Below are 23,095 nucleotides of genomic sequence, written 5' to 3'. Positions count from 1 at the left end.
AATGTAGAGCTGTTACTTGTAACAGCTCTCAAAATATGTAAATAATTATGGAAAGATATATTGGACTTGATGTGGGAGATAGAACTATTGGTATCGCTATAAGTGATCCATTCTTATTGACTGCCCAATCTTTGATGACTATTAAGAGAAAAAGCAAGATTGAAGACATAGAAATCATAAATGATATAATTAAAGAAAAGGAAGTCAGTAAAATTATAGTAGGTCTACCTAAAAATATGAATAATACTATTGGCCCTCAAGCTAAAAAAGTTAAAACATTTGTAAAAGAATTAAGGAAACACACTGATCTAGATATTGAATATGTTGACGAGAGACTTACAACAATCAGTGCTACAAGAGTATTGATTGAACAAAATGTCTCAAGAAAAAAAAGGAAAGATGTAATTGATAGTGTTGCAGCTACTTATATTCTGCAAACTTATTTGGATATGGGAAGATAATTATGGAAACTATAAAATTATACGATGAAAACAACAATGAAAAAGAATTTAAAATAATAAATACATTTGGTATAGACGATGATAATTATTGCGTATTAGAAGATGTATTAAATGGAGAAAATGTTATTTTGAAATATATAGAAAATGATGAACAAGTTGAATTTATTGGATTAGAAAATGAGCAAGAATTAAACGATGCTATTGAAGCATACGAAGATCTAATGAATTCACAAAAGGAGCAATAATGAACATAGAAACATTGAAAACTAAGCTAATCAATGCGGGATATAAAGTTACTAAGCAAAGAGAAGTAATTTTTGAAGCGTTGTTAGAAAATATGGATTCACACCTATCTCCGGAAGAATTGAACGAAATAGTAAGCAAAAAAGATCCGGAGATTGGAATAGCTACGGTTTATAGAACTTTATTAATTTTTGAAGAACTTAACTTGGTTTACAAGTTAGATTTTGATGATAAAAGATACAGATATGAATTGGTAGATGAGGATGAAGACCACCATCATCACCATATAATATGCACGAATTGTGGTAAAGTTGACGAAGTGAAATACGATTTATTAGAAGATATCGAAAAGCAAATCAGCAAGGATTACAACTTCGATATCCAAAATCACGATTTAAAGTTTTATGGAATATGTTCTGATTGCCAAGAAAAAATTAAAAATGAGGAGAAATAAATGGCAAAAAAGAATATTGATAAATTAAAAGTTATTCCACTAGGAGGGCTTAACGAAATAGGAAAGAACATGACAGTAATTGAATACAAAGATGATATTATTGTTGTGGATTGTGGAATGACATTTCCAGATGAAGAAATGTTGGGAGTTGATATAGTAATCCCAGATATTTCTTATCTAGAAAAAAACAAGGAAAAAATCAGAGGCATTGTAATTACTCACGGTCACGAAGATCATATCGGGGCAATTCCTTATGTATTAAAAAAATTAGACGTTCCTGTTTATGGTACAAAACTTACAATGGGACTTTTAGAAAACAAAATATTGGAGCACAAGTTAAGCTTGAAGTCACTTCACACAGTTGATTATAAGAAATCAATAAAACTTGGAGCATTTAGCGTAGAATTTGTAAAAGTATGTCACTCAATTCCTGATGCTGCAAGTTTATCTATAACAACTCCTGTGGGAGTTTTGTTCTTTACTGGTGATTTTAAAATTGACTACACTCCAATTGATAACAATAGAATGGATTTTGGTAGAATTGCTGCCATTGGAAACAAGGGTGTCCTTGCACTTTTTGCTGATAGTACAAATGTTGAAAGACAAGGCTATACTTTAAGCGAAAAAAGCGTTGGAAAAACATTTATAAATTTATTTGATGATGCACCTGCTAGAATAATTGTAGCTACTTTTGCTTCTAATGTTCACAGAATTCAACAAGTTATTTCGGCAGCTGAACATTTCAATAAGAGAGTGGCGCTTTCGGGCAGATCAATGATCAACACTGTTAATGTAGCTCGTGAGTTGGGATACATTAAAGTTAATGAAAAAACTATTATTGATATAAATGATATCAATAGGTACCGTCCAAACGAAATAGTTCTTCTAACAACTGGTTCTCAAGGGGAGCCTATGAGTGCAATGACAAGAATGGCTAATGGAACTCATAGAAAAGTCCATTTGGACCCAACAGATACTGTTATTTTATCTGCAACACCAATTCCAGGAAATGATAATCAAGTTAGCTCAGTTATCAATAAATTAATGGAAATGGGAGTAAAAGTTATTTATTCTTCATTGGCTGATGTGCACGTAAGTGGACACGCTTGTCAAGAAGAATTAAAGTTGATGCATTCATTAGTTAGACCTAAATTTTTCGTTCCACTTCATGGTGAAATGAGACATTTGAAATGTCATGCGAATTTAGCACTTGATCTTGGAATGAAAGAAAAAGATATAGTTATCGCTGATAATGGTAATACTATAGAATTTACAAGAAAAAGTATTAACCTTGTTGACACTAAATTTGCAAGTAATATTTTAGTAGATGGACTTGGAGTAGGCGATGTAGGAAATGTTGTATTACGAGATAGAAGACATTTATCAGAAGATGGACTAATAGTTGTAGTAATTACTTTAGATGCTAGAAATAAAGAAGTTATAGCTGGTCCTGACATCATTTCAAGAGGATTTGTATATGTTAAAGAAAATAATGATTTAATGGAAGATTGCAAATCTGTTGTCCAAAAAGTCCTAGATGAATGTTATACAAAAAATATATATGACTGGTCTACTCTTAAACACAATATAAGAGAAACACTAAAGAAATTCTTGTATCAAGAAATTAAGAGAAATCCAATGATATTGCCAGTAATAATGGAGGTATAATATGGAATATAAGAAAAAAGCTAAAGAATTAGCACAAATGTTGAACAATTCTCAAGAGTTTCAAGAGCTCAAAAAACTTCACAAAGAAGTTTATAAGAAGAATGAAACTAACAAAAATATGATAGATGATTTTAAAAAGCGTCTTTTTGAGTATCAATTAAAAATTCAACAAACAGGAAAAGAAGATCCTGAAGATGTACAAAAACTTCAAAACTTACAAAATATTATCATGACAAATCATGATATAGCAGCTTATTTACAAGCAGATGCAAGATTTTCTATGATTTTGAAAGATGTCTATGATGCATTAGAAGGTGGCATAAAATTAGAAGATGAATAGTATTGTAAATGAACAACTACAAGATTATTTAAGACAATTATCAAAAAGTGACGATGAAACTATTTTAGAACTAGAAGAATTTGCTAAGAATAATCATATCCCAATAGTTGAAGCAGAAGTTAGACAATTATTAAAGATGATTTTGCTGATGGAACAACCAAAAACTATTCTAGAAATAGGCACAGCTATTGGTTACAGCTCGATTATTATGAAAAAAACATGTCCTGATGCAAAGATTATTACAGTTGAAAATTACGAAAAGAACGCAAATTTTGCCAGAGAAAACTTTGAAAAGTATGGCTATGACGATATCGAATTAATATTTGGAGACGGATATGAAGTAATGAAAAATATGGATACAAAATTTGATTTGATATTTATCGATGCTGCTAAAGGACAATATATAAAATATTTTGAAGAAGCTGTACGATTATCTAACAAAAATTCAGTTATTGTATGTGACAATGTTTTGTTTAGAGGAATGGTATGCGAAAAAGACTTCTATGAACATAGACACAGAAAGATAACAATTGTTAAGAGATTAAGAGAATTTTTAGAAATTATTTCTGATAGTTCAAAATACGATACAACTATAATTCCAATAGATGATGGAATGAGCATAACTAAATTAAAATAGCGATAGTCGGAAGTCTATGATTTCCGACTATTTTTGAGGAGATTAAATGAAAAAAGTTGAATTATTAGCACCGGCAGGCGATTTAGATAAATTAAAAACAGCCATAGATTATGGCGCAGATGCAGTGTATATGGCAGGTCCTGACTATGGTTTGAGAACTGCATCTAAAAATTTCACATTAGATGATATGAAAGAAGCAGTAGAATACGCTCATAGTCGAGACAAGAAAATATATATAACTATGAATATATTAGCCCACAATGACGATTTGGAAGGAATTGAAGACTACATTCAAAGCTTGATCGATATTAATGTAGATGCTCTTATTGTTTCTGATCCAGGAATTTATTCTATTATTAGAAGCATTAATCAAGAAATTGAAGTTCACATGTCAACACAAGCATCTGTGACAAATTTTAGAACAGTAAAATATTGGATGGATCAAGGAATCAAACGAATTGTTTTGGCTCGTGAATTATCTTTGAAAGAAATTCAAGACATCAAGAAAAATATCCCGGATTCTGAATTAGAATGTTTTGTACACGGAGCTATGTGTATGTCTTATTCGGGAAGATGTTTATTGAGTAACTACATGACAGGAAGAGACGCAAACAGAGGAGACTGCGCACAAGCATGTAGATGGAAGTACAGACTTGTTGAAGAAAAAAGACCTGGAGAATATTTTCCGATTGAAGAAGATGAGAAAGGAACTTTTATTTTTAATTCAAAAGATTTGTGTATGATTGAGCATTTAGATAAATTAATCGAGGCAGGAATTGATAGTTTGAAAATAGAAGGTAGAGTAAAGAGTCAATACTATGTAGCTACGGTAGTTAGAAGCTATAGAATTGCTATTGACAAATATTACAATAATGAATTTGATGAACAAACAGCGAAGAGACTTTTAGAAGAGATTAAAAAAGTTTCTTATAGATATTTTACTACAGGATTTTTTGAAAAAAAACCGGATGAAAACGACCAATTGTACGAATCCTCCTCTTACATTAGAAAATATGATTTTGTCGGATTATTATTGGATTATGATGAAGAAAATAATATTGCTACTTTTGAACAAAGAAATAGAATTTTCAAAGGAGACAAAGTAGAAATTTTTGGACCAGAAGATGGATTTATTACCACGAAGATCGAAAAAATGTATGATGAAAAAATGAATGAAATTGAAGTGGCAAATAAGGCTCAACAAATTTTTAAAATAAAGATTGAACAAAAACTTCAACCTAATTCTATGATGAGAAAAAAGAGTGATAATTAATTTTGGAATGTAATTTATACTATGATATAATCAGATTATGAAAACGAAAAAACTTAACAAAAAAGAAATTTTTATAATAATTATTTCTTTTTTACTATTAGTATTTATTGTTCACAATTTATTAGGTTTTTTATTCAAACGAAACTTATATCTTGTGAACGATATTTCCAAAATAAAAAACGAAATAAATGTAAATGCTCTTGTTCTCAAAGATGAGTACATTTATTTAAATGATGTGGATACGAAAGCGGCTGAAAATGTCAAATATCCTGTGGGATCTAATGTAATAAACGTACCGAAAGATATCAACCTACAAATGAGTACAAAATATATAGATGACAAATTGAACGATTTGGAAATAAATCACGCCGATAAGACTACAAGTAAATTTGAGATTAAAGATACAGATATTAAAACACTATCAAATTCTATAAGAAATAGAAACTTTGATGATAAGTTTCTGTCTGAATATGATAAGAAAAGGAATATAACAGAAGAAGAGTATTTTCATTCTAAAAAAGAATTGGAAATATTGAAACAAGTTTTAAATTCAAAATCATCTTCTGTAAAGACAACAGTTAGTGGAGTTTTAAAAAACAATATTGATAATTATGAAAACTTCGTAGGATATAATTCTTCAAGTATTATGGGTAGTGATTTTTATCTAAGAGATATAGATGAAAGTTATACTTCTAAAGGCTTATCAGTAGTTGATAGTATGAATTTGTCTTTGGCCTTTGATGTGGAAAGTTCTAAGTTAAATAGAAATTTAAAAAATAACGACGAAATAGAAATCCATGTTGACAAAAACGAATATTCAGCGCATATAAAAGACATAAAAGTAAATGGAGATATCATAACTATAGTATGCGATATGAATGATGGTATTAATTATTTAATGAATAAAAGATTTGTGCCTATCACTGTGATTGATAAAAAAACAAAAGTATTCAAAATACCTAACAAGTCAATTATTACAAAAGATTCTACACAAGGCGTTTACATCAAAAAAGAGACAGGAATTATAAAATTTGTAGCTGTAAAAGTTTTAAAAACTGATGATAAATTTGCTTATATTTCAACGGGTATTGATGGACAGATTGATGTTAATAACAGAAAAGTAAACACTTTGGAACTATACGATTATATTGTAAAAAATCCAAGGTTTGTTAAAGAGGGGGAACTTTTAAAATAATGAGTATAAAAGACAATCTAAATGAAGTTAATGAAAATTTGAAAAAATTTGCATCTCATGGAGAAACACCACAACTTATTGCGGTTACAAAAACTGTGGACATCGACAGGATTAAGGAAGCTATTGATTGTGGAGTAACTGATATTGGCGAAAACAAGCCCCAAGAAATGAGCTGGAAATATGATGAATTAAAAGATTGTGTTAATTATCATATGATTGGTCATTTGCAATCTAATAAAGTTAAAGATGTTGTAGGAAAAGCTTGTTTGATTCATTCATTAGATAGAATGAGTGTTTTAAAAGAAATAGAAAAAAGAGCTCGTGCAATTAATAAACCGCAAGATTGCTTGATTCAATTAAATGTTGCAGAAGAAGAGCAAAAATCTGGTTTATATCTTGATGATTTGGATTCTTTTATTGAAGAAATAGAAAGAAGAGAGTTCGTCAAAGTAAAAGGATTGATGAGCATTGCTCCATTTGCAGAAGATCCTGAAGAAATTAGATGGGTTTTCAAGAAAATGAGAGAAATTTATGATAAAATAAAAAATACAGAATACAAAAATATAGAAATGAAATACTTATCAATGGGAATGAGCCACGACTACAAAGTAGCGCTTGAAGAAGGATCCAATATGGTAAGAGTTGGAAGCTTTATTTTTGGCAAAAGAAATTACAATTAGGAGGACGTTATGTCATTTATGAATTCATTTAAAAAATTAGTAGGGGTAGAAGACGATTACGACGAATATTACGATGATGAATACTACTATGATGACTCAGATCATGTTGAAGCTGAATCAAATGATTATGAACCAAAACAAAATTACGAAACAAAAAACAATATAGTAAGCATGAATAATTCTACAACTAAACCTGTGGAATCAAAACCTTTAAACAGAGTTAAGATTAATATTCATGAACCAATTAGTTTTGATGATGCACCAAAGGTTATTGATGTTATATTAAAAAACGAAGTTGCTGTATTAAATATTGAAATGCTTGAAAAGGATGTAAAGCAAAGAATATTTGACTTTGTTAGTGGAGCTATTTATTCACTTGATGGAAAAATGCAAAAAGTAACTAAAGATATTTTTGTTTTAGTTCCAAAAGGGGTAGAAATAGACGGCAAGATTAAGGATCAAATTACAAAAAATAATGGATTTTTCCAATTATGATAAATGGATTTAGTATCGTTAATTTTTTCTTAACCATTTTAAAGTTAATAGAATGGTCGATATTTATTAGAGTTATATTGTCTTTTGTTCACATATCAAGAGACAATGCCTTAGTTGATTCGATTTATTTGATTACTGATTATATAATGTATCCTGCAAAAAAACTTTTAAATATGTTTGGACTTGATAGAGGCATTATAGATTGGTCACCATTAATAACATTGATATTTCTTCAAATTATTGGATCGGTTATAATAGGATTGGTTTAAAATGAGTTATGAATTAAATTACATTCAAGATATAGAAATTAAAAAGACTATCGATAGATTTATTGATAGTCTTATTTCAGTTAAAAGGACCAAAACTATTTATGCAACTGATTTTATGAATCCAAAGGAAATAGAGTATGCTACTTCAATTTTGAATACAGAGACCGATGTAGGGTATATGGTTACAAATTGTCCAATAAACTGTGAAAACAGCATTATTATAATGTGGGATAGGTATTGCTACGCAGAAGAATATATTAATATGTTCGATTATATTGGTCTTTTAGAAATACAAACTGATCAAGAAATTACTCACAGAGATATTTTAGGAGCTGTATTGAATTTAGGAATTAATCGTGAAAAAATCGGAGATATTTTTACTCATAATAAAAGATTTTATCTGTGTGCTACAAATACGATGATTAATTTTTTGAATTTGAATTTGGCCAAGATAAAAAAGTTTAATATTTCGACATCGATTATTGAAGATAATATAGAAAAAGATGAAGAAAAGGTTAAATCTTTTACTGGAATTATTAACTCAGAGAGATTAGATTGCTTGGTTTCTGAGATTGCAAATATTTCTAGGAAGGATGCTCAGATTATGATAAAAAACAAGAAAATCAAGCTTAATTATGAAGTAATATCTAATACAAGCAAATCAGTTGAAGAAAACTCTCTTGTATCAATAAGAGGATATGGTAGATACAGGCTTGTAGAATATTTGGGAAGCACAAAAAAAGACAAATTGAGAATAAAATATATTAAATACATTTAGGAGTAAAAATGGTTACTATTTTAATGATGATTTTGGTAATTGGCTTGGATCATTTAACAAAATATATGGCAATTTCTCTAAAAGAAGGAGATGTTATCATTTTTGATAAATTTTTGAAGCTTACTTACCTTGAAAATAGAGGGGCGGCTTTTGGAATTCTTGAAAATAAGAAAATTATTTTAATGATAATTACATTACTAATAATTGGATTTGTAATCGTATATATTTTTAAGAATTACAAAAGCTTGGTTAGTTTTGAAAAAGTAATATACGGACTATTACTTGGAGGTGCATTGGGAAATCTTATCGACAGAATTTTCAGAGGTTATGTCATCGATTTTATTTCTGTAAGATTACCTTTTAATTACGATTTCCCAGTATTCAATGTTGCAGATATAGCTGTTGTAGTATCTTGTATTTTACTTGTGATATTTAGTTTAAAAGGACAGAAATAATGAGTGTTAGTATAGGAAATAGTTGGGATGATTTATTAAAAGATGAATGGACTAAGGATTATTATAAAAAAATAAGAGAAGTTTTGATAAACGATTATCAAAATTACAGAGTATATCCTGATATGAATTATATTTTTGAAGCGTTGAAATTAGTTCCATTTGAAGATTGCAAGGTTGTGATTTTAGGTCAAGATCCATATCACAATCCCAATCAAGCACATGGACTTAGTTTTTCTGTTAAACCAAATGTAAAAACACCTCCTTCATTGATCAATATTTACAAGGAATTGCAAAATGAATTTGGTTATCCAATTCCCAATAATGGATATCTGATGAAATGGGCAAAACAAGGAGTTTTGTTATTAAATACTTCACTTACAGTAATCGAAAACAAACCAAATTCACATTCTAAAATTGGTTGGCAAATTTTAACTGATAAAATTATCGAATTATTAGGGAATTCTAATAGACCTATAGTTTTTATATTGTGGGGAAACAACGCTAGAATGAAAAAAGATTTAATTAAAAGCAAAAATGCTCTTATATTAGAATCACCACATCCTTCTCCTTTTTCTGCAAATAGGGGATTTTTCGGTTGCAATCATTTTATAAAAACTAACGATTATTTGAAGGATAACGGGCTTGAACCTATTGATTGGAAGATAGAAAATATATGATGTACGAATTTTTAATAGATGATTCTAATCAAAACTCAAGATTGGATGTTTTTTTGGCTAATGAAGTTGAATTATCCAGAAGTGAAATTCAAAAACTTATCGATGAAAAAAAAGTACTGGTAAATGAAAAATTTCAGAAAAAAAACTATAAGTTAAATCTGAACGATAAGATTAAATTTGACTATAAAAAGCCAGACAAAACTATAAAACCACAAAAATACGATTTGGATGTCGTATATGAAGACGATTATCTTGCGATTATAAATAAAGACAAAAATATAATAGTTCATCCGACAGAGACTATATATTCTGATACTTTAGTGAATTATTTGATGTATAATTTTGAAAGTTTGAGTGATGTTGACGGAGATTATAGAAGGGGAATAGTTCACAGATTAGACAAAGATACTACAGGACTAATAATAATTGCAAAGGACAACGATACACATCTAAAATTAAAAGATATTATCAAAAATCACGAAATTACAAAAACTTATTTGTGTATTGTTCATGGAAAAATCGATGAATGTGGAACAATTGAAGAATACCTGACTAGAAATCCTAAAGATAGAAAGAAGATGATGGTTTCTGACGAAGGGAAATTGTCTGTTTCTCATTATGAAAGACTTGATTATAATGACGATTATTCTCTTGTAAAAGTCCAAATCAAAACGGGTAGAACTCATCAAATTCGAGTTCACATGAATTATATTCATCATCCAATTTTAGGTGACAAATTATATGGATTGAAAAAAGAAAAAATACTTTTCGACAGTCAAGTTCTACACGCATACAATCTCCAATTTGTTCATCCTCATACTCATGAAAATATCAATGTAATTGGAAATTTGAAACAGGATTTTATCACAGCTATAAAAAAAACAAACCTAGATTACACAAAAATACCTTCTAAGTTATAACTTAGAAGGTTTATTTTTATACTTCTGATAGCTCTTCTCCCAAATCCTTGTTACTGAAATATATACTTAACATATTTGGTCCAGTGTGAGCGCCTATTACACACCCTAAAGGACATTTAACAATTTTCTTGAAATCAAAATCTTCTTTAATTTTTTCAATAAGGAGATCTGCTTCATCTTCATCTTCTCCGTAACAAACATAAAGTGTTTGATTTAAATTCACATTGTTGTTACATTTTTCAATCATTAAATTCTTCATTTTAATAAAAGTTTGCTTTTCACCACGAGCTTTTTCTACAACATATAAGCTACCGTCATTTTTATCTACGCTCATTACAGGTCTTATGTTCAATAATGATCCCATTACCTTTTGAGTCTTAGATAATCTTCCACCTCTGTACAAATACTCTAAGTTAGTAACAGTAAAAATATGCTCTTGTGCGCAGATTATTTCATCTAATTTTTCGTTTACTTCTTTAAATGAATAATTTAATTCTACAAGTTTGAGTGCTTTGTTAATAACTGAAGTTTCTCCGGAACAAGCACAAAGAGAATCCTTAACTATTATTTTATAATCTTTATTTTCTTCTAATAATGCATTCATTGCCATTGTGGCAGTTTGAAATGTGCTAGTAAGTCCACTAGATAATGTAATACAGATTACGTCATTTCCAGCTTCCAATTCATCTTTAAATGATTCATAATAATTTTTATATGGAACTTGGCTAGTTTTGAATACTTCTCCATCTTTCATTCTAGAAAACATATCTGAAGAATTAATGGTTTGACCTTCTATGTATTCTTTATCAGAACTAATAACTGGCATATTCAGTATTATTAAATTTTCATTTTTATTAGAATCTGTTATTTGACAAGCAGAATCTGTGATTATTTTTATAGACATTCTTACCTCCAGATAAGTATTGTTTTTTTATTGGTGCTGTTGAGAGGGATCGAACCTCCGGCCTATTGATTACGAATCAATTGCTCTACCAACTGAGCCACAACAGCATATACATTTATTATAAGCTTAAGAGTGCAATAATTCAAGATTATTACAATAATGAAAATCAATAGGAAATTTGTAAAAATTATGATAAAATACTAGTCATATTCGAGGAGGCAGAATGAAAAACAAGAAACTAATAAAAAAAAGAGTTGGGATATTCTTGCTTATGTTGGTATTTTGTGCCTGTTTAATAATTAATTATTCTGAAAATTATTTTTCTTTTTCTAACAAAATCACTTATCAAAAAAGTGAATTGGAAGACAATGAGTTGAAAACGCTAAACAAAATAGAAAAAGATTTGGCTGAATTTAAAAGAGTAGGCGCTTTAAAAATTACAGAAGATAATATGTTTTATCCAACTCACAAATCTCAAATATCTGAACGAATGTTAGAGGTTGCATTAGAAGGCACTGATTTAAAAGGCAATGCTCATTCATTTATTAAAGTAGAAAAAAAATACGGTGTGAACGCCTTGTATTTATTAGCTATAGCAAATCATGAATCTGATTTTGGACAAAGTAGAATAGCAAAGGACAAAAATAATTTGTTTGGATTCAATGCTGTTGACTCTGATCCTTACAACGGAGCAAGTCAATACAATTCACTTGATGAAGGAATTCAAGATATTGGCAAAAAAATCAAAATATTGTATCTTAGCGATAATGGAAAGTATTTTAAAGGGTACAATTCTTACGCTATGAACAAAAATTATGCAAGTGATAAAAATTGGGGAGAAAAAGTCAACAATCACATGATACTAATAGCTGAAAAGATTTTATCAAGCTATAAATAATAAAAAGTGAGAGAAAAACATGAAGAAATTTTTACTGGCATTAATAATACTAATATCATTAACAAGCTGTGACACAATTATTCAAACAGAAAATCAAAATAATTTATATGAAGTTGTCAGAGTTGTAGATGGAGATACTGTAATATTAAATATAGATGGACAAAAAACGAGAGTAAGACTTATAGGAATTGATACACCAGAAAGTGTAGCGGAAGATAAAAGTCGAAATGTCAAAGAAGGCAAAATTGCAAGTGAATACACTAAAAATTTGCTAGAAAATAAAAAAGTTAGGTTAGAATTTGACGATGAAAAAGAGGATGTATATGAAAGAAAACTAGGTTATGTGTTCTTAGATGATGAATTTATTAATGAAAAATTACTAAAAGAAGGAATGGCCAAATTATATACTAAGACAACTAATCAAAAATACTCTGAACGATTAAAAAAAGCCGAACAATACGCTAAGGACAATAAAAAAGGATTCTGGAAAGATTTTTATGTAAATGATCCCAATTTATATATAAAATACACCGATTCTAAAGGTAGGGGAATGATAAAAGGAAATATCAACAATAAAGGATTGAAAATATATCACATGCCTAATCAGAAGAGTTACAAAGATGTAAAAATCAATTTCAAAAAAGGTGAGAAATATTTCGTAACAGAAAAAGAAGCGCAAGACGAAGGTTTTTCAAAATCTTCAAAATAATACTTGCAAAATTAAAAACACGATGCTATAATAATAAAGTCAAGTTCACTTGAAATAAATTTTACAAATGCTTGACAATCATATCTTATTATGGTACACTTATAAAGTAGTCAATTGAGGCTATGGTGGATGTAGCCTAGTTGGTTAGGGCGTCAGTTTGTGGCACTGAAGATCGAGAGTTCGAATCTCTTCATCCACCCCATAAGCAGGAATGGCGGAATTGGCAGACGCGCTAGACTTAGGATCTAGTGTCTTTGACGTGGGGGTTCAAGTCCTCTTTCCTGCACCAGTAATATACGGTTTGTTTATAAATGTTGTTAAACATTGAGAACAAACCGTTTTTATTTTTGCCATGTTACTATATGTTACTATTTGTTACGATAAAACGTAACAATTAACGTAACAATTTTTATTGGTATGATTTTAGCTTTTGTGTTTTGATTTCTCTAAGAAATTTTAGCTATTATTTAATAACAAAACAAAAATAACCCAGGTAAAAATTTTTACCTGGGTTTTAAAATTTGCAAGAAAAAAAGATAGCTTTTAAAGCTATCTTGTATATGGTGCCGGAGGCGGGACTTGAACCCGCACGGTGTTGCCACCGCTGGATTTTGAGTCCAGTACGTCTGCCAATTCCATCACTCCGGCTGACTTTATAAGTATAGCATAAAGTAAAAACAATGTAAAGGAATTTTTGTGAAAATTTGAAATTAATTTATTAGTCTTTGAGATTTGGCTTATTTTGTTTAGTTTTTCTTAATAATTTTGTAGACTTTGAACGCTTGATTTTGTGCTATAATCAATGTGAACGGAGGATAACAATCTATGAAAAAAATTACAGTTTTTTTATTAGCTATTTTGATTTCATTATCATCAAATATAAGTTTTGCCGGAGAGATAGACACGAAGGTTGTTGATGAGAGATGGGGAAAGCCAACTTTTGTGTATGGTGAAAGCTTAGATAAATCTCAAATCAGAAAAACAAAAGGACTTTTAAATATTGAAGATGATGACAATATAAAGTCTGTTATGGTTACTTATAATGATTTATTGAAATACATCGGAGGGGATGATTCAAATCCTGGTAGTATGATTTCAAGCGTTTTGGTCAAAAAAGAAAACAAGAACAAAGGTATAAAAGTCAATATTACAACACCAAAAAACATTACATTAATTACTGAAAAACAATATGAAAATGCCGCAATTACAGCAGGTGTAAAAGACTGTACAATAATGGTGGCTGCAGTGAGACCAGTAACGGGAGAATCAGCACTCACTGGTGTATTCAAAGCTTTTGAGTCAAATGGTGAAAAGCTTCAAAGTGACAGAATAAAAGTTGCCCAAGAAGAACTAGAAGTTGTCAGTGATATTAATAAAGAAAACAAAGATAAAAGTGACTTTAATAGAGACAAATTAAATGATGTCATTGTTGTAATAAAAGATAATATTGCTAATATAAATATCAACAATAATGGTCAAGCTCCAACTCTTGAAGAAATTAAAAAGATTGTCAACGACGCAATCAAAGAGAATAATCTTGAAAATGTAATCACAGAAGATCAAAAACAAGAATTGGTTAATTTTTTCGAAAAATATTCTAATGTGAAATCTATTGATTCAAAAGATATTAAGGATGAATTGTCTAATATTTCTGGTAAAGTTATAGAAGGAGCTAAGGATATTTATAAAAAAGCAGAAGATGCAGGTATTATTGACAAAATAATTAACTTTTTCTCTTCAATCATAAAATTAATTGCAGATTCTTTTGATTCAAACAAATAACAAATTTAGAGGCTTTCGAGCCTCTTTTTATATGTAGTGAAATATATGAAATAACATCAATGCAACTTGTAATCATTACAAAATATGGTATAATTAAATTGTAAATTAAATAGGAAAGGATGATTATTTATGTCATTAATTAAAAAACATGTTGAAGAATTTAAAGTTCCTGCTTATCACAATGAAGAACTTACAGAAGTTTCTAGTGAAGATTTAAAAGGTCACTGGTCATTATTGTTCTTCTATCCAGGAGATTTTACATTTGTATGTCCTACTGAATTAGAAGACTTACAAAACCTATACTCAGAATTTAAAGAATTAAACTGTGAAATATATTCTATCTCTACAGATTCAGAATTTGTTCACAAAGCATGGCATGATAAATCTGAAAAGATTAAAAAAATCGAATATCCAATGTTATCAGATAGAGCATTTGTTTTATCAAAACAATTTGGCGTTCTAAAAGAAGCTGACGGTCAAAGTCAAAGAGGAGCTTTCTTGATCAATCCTGATTTAGATGTTGTATTATACGAAGTATCTGCTGATGGAATTGGTAGAAACGCACACGAATTATTAAGAAAATTGCAAGCTGCACAATATGTAGACAAATACGGTGATCAAGTTTGTCCAGCAAATTGGGCACCTGGCCAAGACACTTTAAAACCAGGAATTGACCTAGTAGGTAACTTATAAATAGCAAAACTAGCTGTAAAATTACAGCTAGTTTTTTAAATTATTTTCAATTTCTATGATATCTTTTAAAAACTGGGATGAATCGACTTCTAAGGAATTTCTAGTTTTTGGAGACAACAGTGTTAATTTATCTTTAGCCCTTGTCATAGCTACATAAAACATTCTTCTTTCTTCTTCAAATATATTTTCGTAATTCTTGTTGTTGGAGTCGATATTTGTAGGAAACTCGCCATCTATCAAATCTATAATGAATACTTCATCAAATTCCAGACCTTTTGCAGAATGGACAGTTAATAAATTTAGATTACTAGTATGTTTTATCGAATCTTTTTGGATTGTTTTCAAATTTTCAATTTCATTGATAAAATCTTCGTAGCACTCACAATCTTTAAACAAATATTTATAGATTTCTATCAAAAGATCTAATGATATTTTTTGGTTTTGTAGTAGAACACTGTCCTCAATGTATGTTTTGTAATCAATATCATTCATAATAATATCAATTTTTTTGGAACCTTTTGCTCTTTTTATTCCTGAAAAAAATGATTTTAAGTCCATAAATCTGTCTACATAATATCTACTTAGAGTTGAATCATCCAAAAGACGATCTAAAATAGGCATTGATTCATCATAGGTTTCTAGTTGATTTATGGAAGTTTTTTTGATATAGCTGTTTAATTTGTAATAAATATCCCTAAAAAGCCCGACAGACGTTTTGTTTTCAGAAAATGCAATCATTTTTAAAATATCATTGAGCACAAAATGATTGTAAAAATCATCTTTTTGATATCTAGAGTGGAAATCAATATCTTGATCGTGTAAATACTTACTCAAGGCAATAGAGGAAATATTTTTTCTGTATAAAATTGCCGTCTTTTTTTCAGGATTTATATTGTTTTTTAGATAAGAAAACATCGACAAAAAGTTTTGTGGAAATTTTATAATTATTTTCCTGTCTGATGATTTTGTGGAAGTAACATCCTTATTGTATCTATTTTTATTTTGCTTGATAAACAAGTTACTAGCATTAACTATTTTGTCGCTGCATCTGAAATTCTGATCAATATAATAAATACTAGCATCTGGGAAAATTTTACTAAAATCTAATAAATAGCTAGGATCTGCTCCCCTAAAAGAATAAATCGACTGGTCGTCGTCAGCGACAATGAACAAATTATTTTCAGGGTAGGCGATTTTTTTGATTAATTCAAATTGGATTTTGGAAGTATCCTGTCCTTCATCTACTTGAAAAAATTTGTACTTACGTTTAATTCTTTTTAATATATAATCATCTTCGTTGAGGATTTCAAATGATTTAGTAAGCATATCATCAAAATCAATATAAAAATTCTTTTTCTTGAAGTTTTCATATTCAAGGTATATTTGTTCAAAATTTTGGATATCGAATTTGGGAAAATCCTTGAATATCATCATATTTTTACAGTATCCATAATATTGCAAAAATTTTTCAACGTCTTCATCTTTAGAGTTTGTTTTATTGACTTTTCTTATTATATTTCTAATAACAAGATATTTATTAATATCATTATTGGATTCAAGAATTTTAAATATTCTATTATTCATTTTATAATGTAGTTTTATAATATAATAGCAAAAAGAATGAATCGTTGAAAAATACGCAGAATCTGTTTCTGGAAATTTTTCAGAAAATCTTTCTTTCATATCTACTGCTTGAGATTTGCTAAATGTTATGGATAAAATACTTTTTGGATCAATATTGTGAACTTTTTCCAAGTATTTAATTCTATTAAGAAGTACGGTGGTTTTACCTGCTCCAGGAACTGCTAATACTAATGCAGGAGATTTAAAATGAGATATTGCTTTTTGCTGATTTTCAGTAAATTTCATATTATCACCATTAATTATTATATCAAAATGTTTGTGATTATTCGCAATTTGTAGTATTATTTAATTATAAGATTTATTATAAGGGGTAATTAAAATGTCAATGAATGAATTTTTAGAAAATAGAAAATCAGTAAGAGATTTTAAATCAAAAAATCTTAGTGATTCAGATTTAAAAAAAGTTGAATCTATTATTTTTGATATAAACAATTTAGCAGAGAAATACGAAGTTAATTTTAAATTATACAAAGATGGTTCTGTGGTTTACAATGCTCTTAATGGAGAGGGTGGATACGATGGAACTATGATAAAAGCTAACCATTATATTGCCATGGAAGCTGACAAGAATAATGAGTTATCAATGATATTTGGTGCATTTTATTTTGAAAATTTAATCACTAAATTAGATGCATTAAATGTAGGAAGTTGCTGGGTGACTATATCCAACGCTTCAGAAGAATCCAAAAAATCAGCTTTTGGAGATAATTCTAATGTAGATTTCTTACTTGCTATGGGATATGCTCCAAACGAATTTGGATTTGGTAAAAAGAAATTTAGCTCAAGAATTGGTGTTGAAGAATTTGTTTGCGACAAATCATTGTCTACTCCAATCGATATAGATAAATTACAAAATTATGGCTTGGATGAGTTATTTAGTTATTTGAGATTTGCTCCTTCAACTAAAAACGAACAACCATGGAGATTTGTATTAAATGATGACGATTTTGATTTGTATATCAAAGATTACAAAGGAATTGAAAATCTTATAGATGCAGGAATTGTAATGTACTATTATACAGAATTAGCTAATTATAATAATATAGACGCAAATTGGATTGTAAAAGAAGAATTAAAAGATAAAGACAATTGCAAATATATCGCATCAGTTAATTTTTAATTAAGAAAAAAAGCCTTTTAAAGGGCTTTTTTAATACATAGCGTTATATGCTAAGGAGGATAATGATATGAAGAAAAAGTACTTATTATTAATGTTAGTGGGGTGTTTAATTTTGGCTAGTTGTGCAAAAAATGAAAAACAAAATTCTGGACAAAAAGCGGAAAAGAAAATGGAAGAAAAAACGAATAATGGAAACATAAGCTTATTTGCAGCAGCTTCTTTAGAAGAATCGTTAGAAAAAATTATTCCTCAATTTGAAAAAGAAAATAATGTTAAAGTAGATGTTAACTTAGCAAGCTCAGGAAAATTACAAAAACAAATCGAACAAAAAGCTCCTTGTGATGTTTTCGTTTCAGCAGGACAAAAACAAGTAAAAGCACTTGAAGAAAAAGAACTTGTAAAAGATTCAAAAAGTTTATTAAAAAACAAGTTAGTTATTGTTAAAAACAAAGAAACTGATGTTACAATTTCTAAAATTGAAGATTTGGAAAACATTAAAGGTAAAATTGCTGTAGCAGAATTGGAAACTGTTCCAGTAGGACAATATACAAAACAAAGTTTGACTCATTATAATTTAATGGACAAGCTTCAAGAAAAATTTGTATATGGTAAAAATGTTAAAGATACTTTGAGATTTGTTGACAGCAAGGAAGTTGAAGTAGGATTTGTATACTCTTCTGATGCTGTAACTGATGATAAGGTTGAAGTTGCTTATAATGTTGATGAAAGTTCTCACAAACCTATTATTTATCCAATAACTAAAACAACTTACTCTAAGAATACTGAAATGCAAAACAAATTATATGAATTCTTGCAAAACGAATTATCAACAAAATATTTCAAGGAAGCAGGTTTTGAATCTAGCGATGAATAATGATATTATGATGCCTATTATAATTTCATTGAAGGTATCCATAATCTCAACCATTATAACTTCTGTTTTATCTATATTTATTGCATGGATGATGGTAAAATTTAACAAGAAAAACGGTAGTGTTTTGGAGGCAATTATCACATTGCCTCTAGTTTTACCACCATCAATTTTGGGATACATACTTTTAATTGTAATAGGAAATAACGGATTAATTGGTAAAATTTTTTACGATAATTTTGGATGGAGTGTTATTTTTACATGGAAGGCGTGTGTCATAGCATCTGTAATAGTTTCGTTTCCGCTCATGTATCAAAACTGCAAAGCTTCATTTCAAAGTATTGATAAGAAAATTTTGAATGCAGCAAGAACAATGGGTGCTAGTGAATGGAAAATATTTTTCAGAATAGCAATTCCGTTAGCTTATACAGGGATAATCAGCGGGTTGGTACTTGCTTTTGCTAGAAGTTTAGGAGAATTTGGAGCAACTATGATGGTTGCTGGAAATATTCCAAATAAAACTCAAACAATTCCGTTAGCTATGTACTATGCGGTCGAACGTGGCGATAAAACAATGGCTAATACTCTAATGATTGTTGTTGTGATATTTTCATTTTCATTGATATATTTCTTGAATAGATGGATAGAAAAGAGAAGGAATAGAAATGCTGAAGTGTAATATCGAAAAGAAATTAAATCATTTTGTTCTTAATGCTGAATTTATCGTGGAGAATCAAATTTTGTGCATAATGGGTGAGTCTGGAAGCGGAAAAACATCTATTTTAAACTCGATAGCAGGTTTATTAACTCCAGATAAAGGAGAGATTATTCTTGATGATAATATTTTGTTTTCAGATAAAATAAATTTGAAACCACAGGAAAGAAATATTGGATATGTTTTTCAAGATTACGCATTATTTCCAAATATGAGTGTTAAAGACAATATTTTTTTTATGAATCCTGATAAAAATTACACAAATTCACTTATAGAAAAACTAGGGATTGAATATCTTTTGGAAAATTTTTCAAATACTTTATCAGGTGGAGAAAAACAAAAAGTTTCAATAGTAAGAGCGTTAGCAAATAAGCCGCGTTTGCTATTAATGGATGAACCTTTCAGTTCAATTGATGAAAAATTTAAGAATAAGTTTTATAAAGAATTGATCGAAATCAAAAAATCATTGGATATTCCAATTATCATGGTTACCCATAATAGACACGAAGCAGAAATTTTATCTGATAGATTAATTTTTATTGATAAGGGGAAAATTGTAAAATAAACGTTAAATACATCAATTAGGTAGTTTCTTACAATTTAGGGTATAATATAGGTAGGAAACAACTAGGAGGTATTTAATGAAAATAAAGCAAAAGGTACTTAATATCGTAAATTCTAATGATTATATTCCTCTAACTTTTGATGAATTATCTTCAAGATTAAATATTGAAAAAAAAGATAAGAAAATTTTTCATAAGATTATTAATGAACTACAAAAAGATAAGAAAATTTTACTTGATAAAAATTCTAATATAATTCCAATTACAGAGCAAAAAGCATATCCAGGTACAATTCAAGGATCTGGAAGTGATTTTTGCTATTTTATTCCCGATGATGAAAGCATTGATGATATATTTATAGCCAAAAAAGATTTAAATGGTGCAATCCATAAAGATAAAGTTTTAGTTACGATAACAGTAGAAAAAAAACCAAACAGAAGTCCTGAAGGAAAAGTTTTACAAATTCTATCCAGAGAAACAAAAAAACTTGTGGGAACTTTTGATGAAGCAAAAGGTTATGGATTTGTAATATTAGATGATAAAAAATACGGATTCGACGTTTTTGTCCAATCTGGTAATAAGAATGGGGCGAAAAACAACGATAAAGTCGTAGTTAAATTAATCAAAACTCCATCTAAAAAACACAAAAATCCAGAAGGTGTTATAGTTGAAGTCTTAGGAGGCAAGGACGATCCTGGAATTGATATTTATTCTATAGCAAAGACTTTTAAATTACCGTATGAATTTCCCAAAAAAGTAAAAGAACAAGCAAAGGAAATTGAACAACATGTCGATGAATCAGAAAAGAAATCTAGAATGGATTTTAGAGATTTATTTACAGTTACAATTGACGGATCTGATGCAAAAGATTTTGACGATGCCATTAGTATTACTAAAAAAGATGATAATTTTATATTATATGTTCACATAGCTGATGTAAGCCACTATGTTAGAAAGAATACTGCACTTGATAAGGAAGCTTTCAGAAGAGGAACAAGTGTGTATATGTTGGATAGAGTAATTCCTATGTTACCTATAGAATTATCTAATGGAATTTGCTCACTAAACCCTAATGAAGACAGACTTTGTTTAACGGTTAAAATGGAAATTTCGCCAACGGGTAAAACTCTTGACTACAAATTCTATGAGTCTGTTATAAACTCTGATTATAGATTAGTCTACAAAAATGTGTCAGACTTTTTGGAAGACATAGAAAATCCTTATGATGATGAAAAACTCACGGATAATTTATTACTAATGAAAGAATTGTATGAAATTCTAAGCGTTAGAAGAAAAAACAGAGGAAGCATTGACTTCGATTTTCCAGAAACTAAAATTATTTTAGATGAAAATTCTAAAGTAGTTGATGTTACAAAAGATGAGAGAAGAATTGGAAATAAATTGATTGAAGAGTTCATGCTGATTACAAACGAAACTGTGGCAAGTCATTTCGGGTATTTGGATAGACCGTTTTTATACAGAGTTCACGAAGAACCTGACGAAGAAAAAGTTAATACTTTTAAAAGGATTTTGTCTAATTTTGGATACCATTTGAAAGGGAAGAATTTGTACTCAAAAGATTACCAAAGAATTTTAAATGAACTAGATGGCAAGCCTGAAAAACCTCTATTATCTTCGCTTTTATTAAGATCTATGCAAAAAGCTGAGTACAGCCAAAATCCTAGCATTCATTTTGGACTTGCATCGATGTTCTATACGCACTTCACTTCTCCAATCAGAAGATATCCGGATTTATTTATACACAGAATTGTGAAGAATTTTATAAATCATAAGCCAGATACTAATAACGAAAAAGAATTCATGAAATATATCAAAGACATTGCAAAACAATGCTCAGCAACTGAGAGAAGAGCTGAGGAAGCTGAAAGAGAAGCTATTGATATGAAATCTGCAGAATATATGCAACAACACATAGATGAAGAATTTGAAGGAATCATTAGTTCGCTAACAAAATTTGGGATTTTTGTACAACTTGACAACACGATTGAAGGTTTAGTACAATTTCAATCTATGATAGATGATTATTATGTATTTGACGATAAAAACTACACAGTTTATGGAGAAAGAACTAAAAAATCATACCATATTGGGCAAAAAGTTAGAGTTAAAGTTATAAATAGTGACAAAGATAAACGTCAAATAGATTTTGAATTTGTAAATTAGAAAAGGAAAATAATGAGTGATATAAAATTATTAGCAAACAATAAGAAAGCACGTCACGAATATTTTATCGAAGATGTGTACGAATGTGGAATTGAACTAAAAGGAACTGAAGTAAAGTCTATCAAAAAAGGAAAAGTTTCCATTAAGGAAAGTTATTGCATGATAGAAAATTCAGAAGTTTTTGTTTATTCGATGAATGTAAGTCCGTATACTCAAGGAAATATTTTTAACGTGGATAGTTTAAGAAAAAGAAAACTTTTAATGCATAAATCTGAAATCAGAAAATTAATAGGAAAAACAAAAGAACAAGGTTATACTTTGATACCTTTAAGAGTATATGAAAAAAATGGACTTGTAAAAGTAGAGATAGCTCTTGCAAAGGGTAAGAATCTGTATGATAAGAGAGAAACTCTGAAAAAACGTGATGATTTGAGAAATATGCAAAGAGCAATGAGAAGATAAGGAGT

The 23,095-nt window shown here is 29.1% G+C and carries 27 protein-coding genes and 4 tRNA genes; 27 read left to right on the top strand and 4 right to left on the bottom strand.

Annotated elements, in window-relative coordinates; genetic code table 11:
* Positions 1–47 precede the first annotated feature (47 nt).
* From ruvX to DES33_RS03700, 15 genes are read left to right on the top strand one after another with little or no spacing between them, the layout of a single operon-like run.
* Positions 48–461: a Holliday junction resolvase RuvX gene (ruvX, locus tag DES33_RS03770; RefSeq protein ID WP_094205557.1), complete on the top strand. Its 414-nt coding sequence runs from the start codon at positions 48–50 to the stop codon at positions 459–461.
* 2 nt (positions 462–463) lie between these two features.
* Complete coding sequence (locus tag DES33_RS03765) at positions 464–706, top strand: DUF1292 domain-containing protein (protein WP_110058109.1); 243 nt, start codon at positions 464–466, stop codon at positions 704–706.
* On the top strand, positions 706–1,158 hold the full coding sequence (locus tag DES33_RS03760; protein ID WP_110058108.1) for a Fur family transcriptional regulator: 453 nt from the start codon (positions 706–708) through the stop codon (positions 1,156–1,158). Before DES33_RS03765 ends, DES33_RS03760 begins: the two co-directional genes overlap by 1 nt.
* Positions 1,159–2,826 carry a ribonuclease J gene (locus tag DES33_RS03755; RefSeq protein ID WP_002836243.1) on the top strand — a complete coding sequence of 556 codons (1,668 nt, stop codon included), beginning with the start codon at positions 1,159–1,161 and terminating at the stop codon, positions 2,824–2,826.
* Between the two features lies 1 nt (position 2,827).
* The gene (locus DES33_RS03750; RefSeq protein ID WP_110058107.1) at positions 2,828–3,166 is read left to right on the top strand and encodes a YlbF/YmcA family competence regulator; all 339 of its coding nucleotides are present in this window, start codon (positions 2,828–2,830) and stop codon (positions 3,164–3,166) included.
* Positions 3,159–3,803 carry an O-methyltransferase gene (locus DES33_RS03745; RefSeq protein ID WP_110058106.1) on the top strand — a complete coding sequence of 215 codons (645 nt, stop codon included), beginning with the start codon at positions 3,159–3,161 and terminating at the stop codon, positions 3,801–3,803. Before DES33_RS03750 ends, DES33_RS03745 begins: the two co-directional genes overlap by 8 nt.
* Before the next feature lie 46 nt (positions 3,804–3,849).
* A complete protein-coding gene (locus tag DES33_RS03740) occupies positions 3,850–5,076 on the top strand; it encodes a peptidase U32 family protein (RefSeq protein ID WP_110058105.1) in 1,227 nt (408 codons plus the stop codon).
* Positions 5,077–5,113: 37 nt separating this feature from the next.
* On the top strand, positions 5,114–6,271 hold the full coding sequence (locus DES33_RS03735) for a biotin/lipoyl attachment domain-containing protein (RefSeq protein WP_110058104.1): 1,158 nt from the start codon (positions 5,114–5,116) through the stop codon (positions 6,269–6,271).
* Positions 6,271–6,951 (top strand): YggS family pyridoxal phosphate-dependent enzyme, encoded by a 681-nt coding sequence (locus DES33_RS03730; protein ID WP_110058103.1) that lies wholly within the window; start codon positions 6,271–6,273, stop codon positions 6,949–6,951. Before DES33_RS03735 ends, DES33_RS03730 begins: the two co-directional genes overlap by 1 nt.
* Positions 6,952–6,960: 9 nt before the next feature.
* The gene (locus tag DES33_RS03725; protein WP_094203538.1) at positions 6,961–7,446 is read left to right on the top strand and encodes a cell division protein SepF; all 486 of its coding nucleotides are present in this window, start codon (positions 6,961–6,963) and stop codon (positions 7,444–7,446) included.
* A complete protein-coding gene (locus DES33_RS03720; protein WP_094223378.1) occupies positions 7,443–7,715 on the top strand; it encodes a YggT family protein in 273 nt (90 codons plus the stop codon). The genes DES33_RS03725 and DES33_RS03720 overlap by 4 nt, the downstream gene beginning before the upstream one ends.
* Position 7,716: 1 nt before the next feature.
* A complete protein-coding gene (locus DES33_RS03715; protein ID WP_110058102.1) occupies positions 7,717–8,493 on the top strand; it encodes a YlmH/Sll1252 family protein in 777 nt (258 codons plus the stop codon).
* Positions 8,494–8,501: 8 nt separating this feature from the next.
* The gene (gene lspA, locus DES33_RS03710; protein WP_110058101.1) at positions 8,502–8,948 is read left to right on the top strand and encodes a signal peptidase II; all 447 of its coding nucleotides are present in this window, start codon (positions 8,502–8,504) and stop codon (positions 8,946–8,948) included.
* The gene (locus tag DES33_RS03705) at positions 8,948–9,625 is read left to right on the top strand and encodes a uracil-DNA glycosylase (protein ID WP_110058100.1); all 678 of its coding nucleotides are present in this window, start codon (positions 8,948–8,950) and stop codon (positions 9,623–9,625) included. Before lspA ends, DES33_RS03705 begins: the two co-directional genes overlap by 1 nt.
* Positions 9,622–10,545, top strand: coding sequence for an RluA family pseudouridine synthase (locus DES33_RS03700; protein WP_110058099.1), 924 nt, complete (start codon positions 9,622–9,624; stop codon positions 10,543–10,545). The genes DES33_RS03705 and DES33_RS03700 overlap by 4 nt, the downstream gene beginning before the upstream one ends.
* Positions 10,546–10,561: 16 nt before the next feature.
* Here DES33_RS03700 and DES33_RS03695 read toward each other — a convergent pair whose 3' ends face one another.
* Positions 10,562–11,449, bottom strand: coding sequence for a DegV family protein (locus tag DES33_RS03695; RefSeq protein ID WP_110058098.1), 888 nt, complete (start codon positions 11,447–11,449; stop codon positions 10,562–10,564).
* Positions 11,450–11,480: 31 nt separating this feature from the next.
* Positions 11,481–11,556: transfer RNA gene (locus tag DES33_RS03690), tRNA-Thr, on the bottom strand.
* A gap of 116 nt (positions 11,557–11,672) precedes the next feature.
* On the opposite strand from DES33_RS03690, the gene DES33_RS03685 reads away from it, so the two are divergent.
* From DES33_RS03685 to DES33_RS03670, 4 genes are all read left to right on the top strand, one after another.
* A complete protein-coding gene (locus tag DES33_RS03685; protein ID WP_110058097.1) occupies positions 11,673–12,347 on the top strand; it encodes a glucosaminidase domain-containing protein in 675 nt (224 codons plus the stop codon).
* A gap of 19 nt (positions 12,348–12,366) precedes the next feature.
* Entirely contained in the window at positions 12,367–13,056 is a 690-nt protein-coding gene (locus tag DES33_RS03680; protein ID WP_110058096.1) for a thermonuclease family protein, read from the top strand.
* 125 nt (positions 13,057–13,181) lie between these two features.
* Positions 13,182–13,258, top strand: a tRNA-His gene (locus tag DES33_RS03675).
* A 3-nt stretch (positions 13,259–13,261) separates the two neighbouring features.
* Positions 13,262–13,345: transfer RNA gene (locus tag DES33_RS03670), tRNA-Leu, on the top strand.
* A gap of 272 nt (positions 13,346–13,617) precedes the next feature.
* Here the strand turns inward: DES33_RS03670 and DES33_RS03665 are convergent.
* Positions 13,618–13,704, bottom strand: a tRNA-Leu gene (locus DES33_RS03665).
* A 177-nt stretch (positions 13,705–13,881) separates the two neighbouring features.
* On the opposite strand from DES33_RS03665, the gene DES33_RS03660 reads away from it, so the two are divergent.
* Positions 13,882–14,838, top strand: coding sequence for a DUF1002 domain-containing protein (locus DES33_RS03660; protein WP_110058095.1), 957 nt, complete (start codon positions 13,882–13,884; stop codon positions 14,836–14,838).
* Positions 14,839–14,967: 129 nt separating this feature from the next.
* Entirely contained in the window at positions 14,968–15,531 is a 564-nt protein-coding gene (locus tag DES33_RS03655; protein WP_002836263.1) for a redoxin domain-containing protein, read from the top strand.
* 27 nt (positions 15,532–15,558) lie between these two features.
* Here DES33_RS03655 and DES33_RS03650 read toward each other — a convergent pair whose 3' ends face one another.
* On the bottom strand, positions 15,559–17,400 hold the full coding sequence (locus tag DES33_RS03650) for an ATP-dependent helicase (protein WP_094224611.1): 1,842 nt from the start codon (positions 17,398–17,400) through the stop codon (positions 15,559–15,561).
* A 100-nt stretch (positions 17,401–17,500) separates the two neighbouring features.
* Here DES33_RS03650 and DES33_RS03645 point away from each other — a divergent pair, with 100 nt between their 5' ends.
* The 6 genes from DES33_RS03645 to smpB all read left to right on the top strand — a co-directional run bounded on the left by DES33_RS03645 (position 17,501) and on the right by smpB (position 23,090).
* The gene (locus tag DES33_RS03645; protein ID WP_242430472.1) at positions 17,501–18,295 is read left to right on the top strand and encodes a nitroreductase family protein; all 795 of its coding nucleotides are present in this window, start codon (positions 17,501–17,503) and stop codon (positions 18,293–18,295) included.
* Positions 18,296–18,362: 67 nt separating this feature from the next.
* A complete protein-coding gene (gene modA / locus DES33_RS03640; protein WP_094224613.1) occupies positions 18,363–19,169 on the top strand; it encodes a molybdate ABC transporter substrate-binding protein in 807 nt (268 codons plus the stop codon).
* Entirely contained in the window at positions 19,150–19,845 is a 696-nt protein-coding gene (modB, locus tag DES33_RS03635; protein ID WP_094224614.1) for a molybdate ABC transporter permease subunit, read from the top strand. The genes modA and modB overlap by 20 nt, the downstream gene beginning before the upstream one ends.
* Positions 19,832–20,446 carry an ATP-binding cassette domain-containing protein gene (locus tag DES33_RS03630; RefSeq protein ID WP_094224615.1) on the top strand — a complete coding sequence of 205 codons (615 nt, stop codon included), beginning with the start codon at positions 19,832–19,834 and terminating at the stop codon, positions 20,444–20,446. Before modB ends, DES33_RS03630 begins: the two co-directional genes overlap by 14 nt.
* Positions 20,447–20,522: 76 nt before the next feature.
* The gene (gene rnr, locus DES33_RS03625; RefSeq protein WP_094224616.1) at positions 20,523–22,628 is read left to right on the top strand and encodes a ribonuclease R; all 2,106 of its coding nucleotides are present in this window, start codon (positions 20,523–20,525) and stop codon (positions 22,626–22,628) included.
* Positions 22,629–22,640: 12 nt separating this feature from the next.
* On the top strand, positions 22,641–23,090 hold the full coding sequence (gene smpB / locus DES33_RS03620; RefSeq protein ID WP_094205581.1) for an SsrA-binding protein SmpB: 450 nt from the start codon (positions 22,641–22,643) through the stop codon (positions 23,088–23,090).
* Positions 23,091–23,095 lie beyond the last annotated feature (5 nt).

The sequence above is a fragment of the Finegoldia magna genome, assembly GCF_003182075.1.
Lineage (GTDB): Bacteria > Bacillota > Clostridia > Tissierellales > Peptoniphilaceae > Finegoldia > Finegoldia magna.
This window is presented reverse-complemented; position numbering and strand designations above follow the sequence as displayed.

Excerpts from the sequence above, each read along its gene's own strand:
- DES33_RS03740 (WP_110058105.1), top strand. The coding sequence starts at position 3,850 with ATGAAAAAAGTTGAATTATTAGCACCGGCAGGCGATTTAGATAAATTA.
- DES33_RS03660 (WP_110058095.1), top strand. The coding sequence starts at position 13,882 with ATGAAAAAAATTACAGTTTTTTTATTAGCTATTTTGATTTCATTATCA.
- DES33_RS03705 (WP_110058100.1), top strand. The coding sequence starts at position 8,948 with ATGAGTGTTAGTATAGGAAATAGTTGGGATGATTTATTAAAAGATGAA.
- lspA (WP_110058101.1), top strand. The coding sequence starts at position 8,502 with ATGGTTACTATTTTAATGATGATTTTGGTAATTGGCTTGGATCATTTA.
- DES33_RS03700 (WP_110058099.1), top strand. The coding sequence starts at position 9,622 with ATGATGTACGAATTTTTAATAGATGATTCTAATCAAAACTCAAGATTG.
- DES33_RS03720 (WP_094223378.1), top strand. The coding sequence starts at position 7,443 with ATGATAAATGGATTTAGTATCGTTAATTTTTTCTTAACCATTTTAAAG.
- DES33_RS03755 (WP_002836243.1), top strand. The coding sequence starts at position 1,159 with ATGGCAAAAAAGAATATTGATAAATTAAAAGTTATTCCACTAGGAGGG.
- DES33_RS03735 (WP_110058104.1), top strand. The coding sequence starts at position 5,114 with ATGAAAACGAAAAAACTTAACAAAAAAGAAATTTTTATAATAATTATT.
- DES33_RS03725 (WP_094203538.1), top strand. The coding sequence starts at position 6,961 with ATGTCATTTATGAATTCATTTAAAAAATTAGTAGGGGTAGAAGACGAT.
- modA (WP_094224613.1), top strand. The coding sequence starts at position 18,363 with ATGAAGAAAAAGTACTTATTATTAATGTTAGTGGGGTGTTTAATTTTG.
- DES33_RS03680 (WP_110058096.1), top strand. The coding sequence starts at position 12,367 with ATGAAGAAATTTTTACTGGCATTAATAATACTAATATCATTAACAAGC.
- DES33_RS03765 (WP_110058109.1), top strand. The coding sequence starts at position 464 with ATGGAAACTATAAAATTATACGATGAAAACAACAATGAAAAAGAATTT.
- DES33_RS03650 (WP_094224611.1), bottom strand. The coding sequence starts at position 17,400 with ATGAAATTTACTGAAAATCAGCAAAAAGCAATATCTCATTTTAAATCT.
- DES33_RS03685 (WP_110058097.1), top strand. The coding sequence starts at position 11,673 with ATGAAAAACAAGAAACTAATAAAAAAAAGAGTTGGGATATTCTTGCTT.
- ruvX (WP_094205557.1), top strand. The coding sequence starts at position 48 with ATGGAAAGATATATTGGACTTGATGTGGGAGATAGAACTATTGGTATC.
- smpB (WP_094205581.1), top strand. The coding sequence starts at position 22,641 with ATGAGTGATATAAAATTATTAGCAAACAATAAGAAAGCACGTCACGAA.
- DES33_RS03715 (WP_110058102.1), top strand. The coding sequence starts at position 7,717 with ATGAGTTATGAATTAAATTACATTCAAGATATAGAAATTAAAAAGACT.
- DES33_RS03655 (WP_002836263.1), top strand. The coding sequence starts at position 14,968 with ATGTCATTAATTAAAAAACATGTTGAAGAATTTAAAGTTCCTGCTTAT.
- DES33_RS03630 (WP_094224615.1), top strand. The coding sequence starts at position 19,832 with ATGCTGAAGTGTAATATCGAAAAGAAATTAAATCATTTTGTTCTTAAT.
- DES33_RS03645 (WP_242430472.1), top strand. The coding sequence starts at position 17,501 with ATGAATGAATTTTTAGAAAATAGAAAATCAGTAAGAGATTTTAAATCA.
- rnr (WP_094224616.1), top strand. The coding sequence starts at position 20,523 with ATGAAAATAAAGCAAAAGGTACTTAATATCGTAAATTCTAATGATTAT.
- DES33_RS03730 (WP_110058103.1), top strand. The coding sequence starts at position 6,271 with ATGAGTATAAAAGACAATCTAAATGAAGTTAATGAAAATTTGAAAAAA.
- DES33_RS03760 (WP_110058108.1), top strand. The coding sequence starts at position 706 with ATGAACATAGAAACATTGAAAACTAAGCTAATCAATGCGGGATATAAA.
- DES33_RS03745 (WP_110058106.1), top strand. The coding sequence starts at position 3,159 with ATGAATAGTATTGTAAATGAACAACTACAAGATTATTTAAGACAATTA.
- DES33_RS03750 (WP_110058107.1), top strand. The coding sequence starts at position 2,828 with ATGGAATATAAGAAAAAAGCTAAAGAATTAGCACAAATGTTGAACAAT.
- DES33_RS03695 (WP_110058098.1), bottom strand. The coding sequence starts at position 11,449 with ATGTCTATAAAAATAATCACAGATTCTGCTTGTCAAATAACAGATTCT.